7 protein-coding genes are annotated in these 6,087 nt (G+C 71.4%); 5 read left to right on the forward strand and 2 right to left on the reverse strand.

The features are described from left to right. On the forward strand, nt 1-196 hold a 196-nt coding region (locus KUTG_RS62080), incomplete at its 5' end, for an NUDIX hydrolase (RefSeq protein ID WP_232241179.1). 58 nt (nt 197-254) lie between these two features. Further along, nucleotides 255-683: a CBS domain-containing protein gene (locus KUTG_RS37670; RefSeq protein WP_043723748.1), complete on the forward strand. Its 429-nt coding sequence runs from the start codon at nt 255-257 to the stop codon at nt 681-683. A 78-nt stretch (nt 684-761) separates the two neighbouring features. On the opposite strand, the gene KUTG_RS54345 is transcribed toward KUTG_RS37670, so the two are convergent. Both KUTG_RS54345 and KUTG_RS37680 read right to left on the reverse strand, forming a co-directional pair. Then, nucleotides 762-2,915 (reverse strand): RCC1 domain-containing protein, encoded by a 2,154-nt coding sequence (locus KUTG_RS54345; protein WP_052395852.1) that lies wholly within the window; start codon nt 2,913-2,915, stop codon nt 762-764. A 117-nt stretch (nt 2,916-3,032) separates the two neighbouring features. Beyond that, nucleotides 3,033-3,590, reverse strand: a complete 558-nt coding sequence (locus KUTG_RS37680; RefSeq protein WP_043723751.1) for a TetR/AcrR family transcriptional regulator — start codon at nt 3,588-3,590, stop codon at nt 3,033-3,035. A 91-nt stretch (nt 3,591-3,681) separates the two neighbouring features. On the opposite strand from KUTG_RS37680, the gene KUTG_RS37685 reads away from it, so the two are divergent. The 3 genes from KUTG_RS37685 to KUTG_RS62085 all read left to right on the forward strand — a co-directional run. Beyond that, nucleotides 3,682-4,725, forward strand: a complete 1,044-nt coding sequence (locus tag KUTG_RS37685) for an aldo/keto reductase (protein ID WP_043723754.1) — start codon at nt 3,682-3,684, stop codon at nt 4,723-4,725. Between the two features lie 37 nt (nt 4,726-4,762). Then, complete coding sequence (locus KUTG_RS37690) at nt 4,763-5,818, forward strand: DUF917 domain-containing protein (protein ID WP_043723755.1); 1,056 nt, start codon at nt 4,763-4,765, stop codon at nt 5,816-5,818. After that, on the forward strand, nt 5,815-6,087 hold a 273-nt coding region (locus tag KUTG_RS62085), incomplete at its 3' end, for a hypothetical protein (protein WP_043723757.1). The genes KUTG_RS37690 and KUTG_RS62085, both read left to right, overlap by 4 nt.

A 6,087-nucleotide genomic window follows, 5' to 3' on the forward strand; every position in this document is an offset into this window, starting at 1 on the left:
GCCGTTCCCGGCCGGGCTGATGATCGCCTTCCGGGCCGAGGCGCTGTCCGAGGCCATCGACGTCGACGGGGACGAGCTGGCCGAGGCCCGCTGGCTCACCCGTGAGCAGGTGCGGGAGGAGCACATGCCCCGGACGAAGGACTCGATCGGAGCCCACTTGATCGAAACATGGCTCTCGACCCCGCGCGCTTTGTGACCTGTCCCACTAACCTGGGCAATTCAGGCAGCCCCTGCGCCGAACGGAGGCGAGCACGATGCGGATCGCGGACGTCCTGCGGAGCAAAGGGTCGAGCGTGGCAACCGTGCCACCGTGGACCACGGTCACCGAGCTGGTGGCCGAACTGGCCAAACACAACATCGGCGCGGTGGTCGTGCTGACGCCCGAGGGGGTGGCCGGCATCGTCTCCGAACGCGACGTGGTCCGGCAGCTCGCCGAGCGTGGCGCGGCCGTGCTGGACCGCCCGGTGTCGGAGATCATGACCACCTCGGTGTTCTCCTGCACCTCGGAGGACACCGTCGAGACCCTGTCGGTGCTCATGACCGAGCGCCGTATCCGGCACGTGCCGGTGGTGGACAACGGGAAGCTGGCCGGCATCGTCAGCATCGGCGACGTGGTCAAGCGCCAGATCAGCAAGCTCCAGGAGGAACAGGCCCAGCTGGAGCAGTACATCATCCAGGGCTGACGCCCCGGGCTTGATGCAGGCAAGGACGCCTTACCCTCGTTGAACGCGGGTAAGGCGTCCTTCCCTGCATGGGGGTGGTCAGCGCTGGCGGGCGAAGGTCTGGGTGTCGCTGCCGGTCAGGGCGGTGATCGAGTTGAGGCCGGGGACCTGCGCCGGGGTGTCGGCCTCGCCGCCGACGGTGCCGTTGCCGAGCTGGCCGAAGGTGTTGTCGCCCCAGGTCCAGGCGGTGTCGTCGCCGCGAACCGTGCCCGGAACGTGGGTGGCGAGCGTGAAGGCCGGGCCGATGCTGGCCGGCACCGGCGTGGCCTGGAGCTCGAAGCCGTGGGTGCCGTTGCCGAGCTGGCCGGCGTCGTTGCGGCCCCACGACACCAGCCCGCCGTTGCTGGCCATCAGCGCATGCGTGCCCGAGATCGAGCCGATGTTGGTCAGGCCGGGGATCGACACGGGCTCGTAGGCGGGACCGTCCGTGGCGACGCCGGTGTGGTAGGCCTTGGCGTCCGGGCCCCACGCGGACACCGAGAAATCGGCCAGCAGCGCGAACGCGGTGTCGCCGGATCCGTTGGCATCCATGGGGGCGACGGAGATCTGCCGGATACCGGACAGGCCGTGCACCTGCACCGGAGTCGTGGCGGGGACGTCGTTGGCGGTGCCGATACCCAGCTCGCCGCCGAGGTTGCTGCCCCAGGCCCACACGGTGCCATCGTTGCGCAGGGCGTAGTGCGTGGCGTCGCCGCCGGCGATGGCGGTGATGCCGCTCAGGCCCGGCACCTGCCGCAGCGACGTGCCGATCTGCCACACGGTGCCGTCGAAGCGGAGCGCGAAGCCGCCGTGCCGGCCGGCGACCACGGCTTCGACGTTGCTCAGGCCCGGCACCCGCACCGGCACATCCGAGTAGCAGTCGACATCGGCCGCCGGGCCGCTCAGCGAGCAGCTGGCGCCGTTGCCGAGCTGGCCGAGGCCGTTGCCGCCCCACGCCCACACGGTGCCGTCGTTGCGCAGCGCCAAGGTCGATCCGCCGTTGCTGTCGATGGAGGTGACATGGTCGAGGCCGAAGACGGGCGTGGGGGTGGGGGCCGGCGCCGTGATGTTGCGGCGGGTGCCGAGGTAGCCGGAACCCCAGCCGTAGACGCAGCCCTGGGTGCAGGTGAACGGCGGCGCGAAGTAGGCGAAGACGTCCACGATCACGTCGGCGGTGCCCCACGCGTTGTACAGGTCGACCTGGCCGTCGGCGCTGACCGCCACGGTGGCCGAGTTGGAGACCGTCTGGCCGGGGTTGAGGTTGAGGGTGGAGGCGTTGGGCTTGGGCGTGCCGTGCGGCGCGACGGTGACGAAGGTGCCGCTGGAAGCGTTGGTGCCGGTCAGGTTGAGCACCACGGCGGTCGCGGTCGGCGGGATGACGCCGGACAGGTCGACGGTGCGCGCGTCGGAGCCGACCGGGGTCGAGGTGCGGGTGTCGACGGCGCGGGAGGGGATGACCGTGCTGAACGTGGCGGTCGAGGTCGGGGCGTAGTAGCCGGCGAGGTCGGCGACCAGGTCCACGGAGCCGTTCCTGTTGTACAGGTCGACCTTCCGGTCGGAACCGAGCTGCACGGTGACACCGTTGGGCGTGTCGAGGCCAGGCACCAGGTTGAGGCTGGAAGTGTTGGGCCTCGGCGCGCCGTGCGGCCACGCGGTGACGAAGGTGCCGGTGGTGGCGTTGGTGCCGGTCAGGTTGAGCACGACCGCGGTCGCGTTGGCCGGCACGCTGGTCGACAGGTCCAGCGTGTACGTCGAGTCGGCGCGGATGGCCCCGATGCCGTTGCGGGTGTCGAGCACCCGGGAGGGGTTCTGCGCGGTCAGACCGGTCGTCGCGGACGGCGAGTAGTAGCCCTCCAGGTCGACGATGAGCTGCACGGAGCCGAACTTGTTGAACAGGTCGATCTTGTGCCCGGGCCGCAGCTCCACGGTGACGGCGTTGGGGATCGCCCGCCCCGGCACCACGTTCACGTTCGAGGTGATCGGCACCGGCGCGCCGTCCGGGTACACGGCGACGAAGGTGTTGCCGGTGGCGTCGACCGCCGTCACGTTCAACAGCACCGCCGTGGCATCGGCCGGCACCGCCGCCGACAGGTCCAGCGGCTTCGCCACGCCGGCCCCCACCGGGCCGCCGCTGTCCCGCGTGTCGAGCACCCGGGTCGGCGTGACGGCCGTGAACCCGTTGCCGGATCCGGCGGCCGCGGCCGAGGCCGTCACCGGTAATGCCAAGCTCGCGCCCACTAACAGCGCGCACGCGAAAGCTGCAGAGATCCGCACGTAGAGCCCCCTAGACGTGAAAAACGTCCCCGACCTGCGTGCACTGTACGGCGGCGGTCACACCCCGCGCAGCCCGCCGACCAAGGTCGAGGTCACGAGCGCGGCCAGGGTGTCGGGCGAGTTGCCGGTGACGGCGCGGCGCTCGATGGCCTCGTGCAGCAGCGCGAAGAACACGCGGACGGCCCACTCGAGGTCGGTGTCCGGGGCGATGGTGCCGGTGTCGGCCAGCCGTTGGAACAGGGCGCGGTTGCGGGCCTTGATCCGCTCGATCGCCTCGCCGTGCTCGAATTCGGTCGGGTGCACGTCGGTCAGCCGCCAGCGGCCCTTGACGGTGATGTAGCCGGCGCTCAGCTCGTGCAGCGCGACCAGCGGCGGCGCGGTCTCCGGCCGGCTGTCGTCGATCACCGCCTCCAGCTGCGCCAGCATGTCCAGCACGAGTGCCTCCATCAGCGCCTCGCGGCTGGCGAAGCGCCGGTGCACGGTCGTGCGGGCCACCCCCGCGGCGTCGGCGATCTGCTGGAGCGTGGCGGCGGGATTCTCGGCCAGCACCTGGTTGGCGGCGTCCAGGATGGCGCGCATCGTCCGTTCGGAGTCGGCGCGCAGCGGTCGGGTCACGCGACCATGGTAGGCCGCGACGCAGGGTTGCATCTTCGGTCAAACTCGCTACATTGGTGTTGCAACTCAGATCGCAAAGGGGACGTGAGAGATGCATATGCGTGTACTGGGTGGAACCGGCATCAAGGTCAGCCCGTACTGCTTCGGCGCCATGAACTTCGGCAGCTGGGCCAACACCGACCCCGAGGACGCCTCGCGGATCATCAACGCCGCGCTGGACGCGGGCATCAACTTCATCGACACCGCCGACCGCTATTCGGAGGGGCAGTCGGAGCAGATCGTCGGCCGGGCGATCAAGGGCCGGCGCGACGACGTCGTGCTGGCCACCAAGTTCCACGGCCCGATGGGCGAGGACGCCAACCGGCAGGGCAACTCGCGCCGCTGGATGGTGCGCGCGGTCGAGGACAGCCTGCGCCGCCTGGACACCGACCACATCGACATCTACCAGATGCACCGGCCGGACCCGGACACCGACATCGAGGAGTCCCTGTCCGGGCTGACCGACCTGGTCCGGGCCGGCAAGATCCGGGCCTTCGGCTCCTCGACCTTCCCGGCCGAGATGCTCGTCGAGGCGCACTGGGCCTCGCAGCGGCGGGGCTTCGAGCGGCTGCGCACCGAGCAGCCGCCGTACTCCATCCTCAACCGCACCATCGAGTCCGCTGTGCTGCCCACGACCCAGCGCTACGGCATGGGCGTGCTGGTGTGGAGCCCGCTGGCCGGCGGTTGGCTGTCCGGCAAGTACCGCGGCGGCGTCGACATGAGCACCGGCCGGGCCGCCTTCCTGCCGACGATGTTCGACCCGACGTTGCCGGAGAACAAGCGCAAGATCGAGGCGGTCGAGGAGCTGGCCAAGATCGCCGCCGACGTCGGCGTCTCGCTGACCCACCTGGCGATGGCCTTCTCCATCGCGCACCCGGGCGTCACCTCGGCGATCATCGGACCGCGCACCCGCGAGCATCTCGACGACCTGGTGGCCGGCGCCGATCTCGTGCTCGACGACGAGACCCTGGACCGGATCGACGCGGTCGTCGCGCCGGGCACCGCCATCAACGCCGCGGACTCCTTCTACACGCCGCGGGAGATCAGCGAGACCGCGCTGCGGCGGAGGCCCGCCGCAACCCGTTCGGCCGCCTGACACTGGCGCAGCGTCGCGAGGTGATTACCATCGCGACATGCACCTGTCCGGGGGACGTCTGCGCGACTTCGCGCGGGGCTGCGACGTGCTCGGTGGCGGGGGCGGGGGACAGGGCCGCTACGCGCTGCCGCTGACCGCCCACGCCGTCGAGCTGAACGGCCCGGTCCAGGTGGTGCAGCCGGACGAACTGCCGCCGGACGGCCTGGTCATGCCGTGCACCTTCCTCGGCGCGCCGGCCATCGGGGCCGAGCGCATCGGCACGTGCAGGGAAGCCGCCACCATTCGCGTGCACGTGGAGCGGCACTTCGGCCAGCCGGTCGTGGCCATGCTGTGCAACGAGATCGGCGGCTTCCACGGCGCCGCCTCGGTCGCGCTGGCCGCCCACGCGGGGCTGCCCATGCTCGACGCCGACGGCATGGGGCGGGCGTTCCCGGGCATGTCCCGGGTGTCCATGCACCTGGCCGGCGTCACGCCCGATCCCGTTGTCCTGGCCGACGAGCACGACCGCGTCGTCGCCGTGCACGCCGGCGACGGCTGGGCCGAGCGGATGGCCCGCTCGGTGGTCGTCGGGTTCGGCGACCGCGGCATCAGCACCGAGTACGTGATGACGGTCGACCAGGTCGCCGACGCGGTCATCATGGGCTCGGTCAGCAAGGCGCTGCGCATCGGTGAGCTGATCGGCGCGGCGGTGTCCGTGCCGGACGCGGCGCGGGCGATCGTGGCCGAGTACGACGGCGTGATCATCGCCGAGGGGCGCGTGGCGGCGGCGCTGTCGGAGCCGGGGCAGCGCACACCGGCGACGATCGAGGGCACCGGCGCGGACAGCGGCCGCACCCTGCGGCTGGACGTGGGCCACGAGTACCTGGCGGTGATCGAGGACGGCCAGGTGCTGGCCACGGTGCCGGACATCATCACCGTCTTCGACACTTACACGGGCGAGACGCTCAGCGCCGGCGAGCTGCGCTACGGCCAGCGCGTGGTGGTGCTGGCGCTGCCGTGCCCGGACGTGTGGCGCACGCCGGCCGGACTGGACCTGGTCGGGCCGGCGGCGTTCGGCCTCGACCTGCCGTACCGGCCGGTGGTGGCGTCATGACTCCCGACCGGAGCTGCCGGCTCGGCATCTCGATGCAGCGCGACCGGTTCGCGGCGGCCGTGGTCGAGAACGACGGCACCGTGCTGGCCTCGATCGAGCGGCCGCTGCCGACCGCGGCCGTCACCGCCGTGCTGCCGCTGCTCGTCGAGGAGCTCATGGCCCAGGCGGGGCCGCGCGGCGTCGACCTGGAGCACATCCAGCAGGTGATGGTCGGCGTCAGCGAGATCGACGGCCTGGCCGGCCTGCCCGGGGCGGCACCGGGCTGGCGG

This window comes from Kutzneria sp. 744, from assembly GCF_000568255.1.
Classification (GTDB): Bacteria; Actinomycetota; Actinomycetes; order Mycobacteriales; family Pseudonocardiaceae; genus Kutzneria.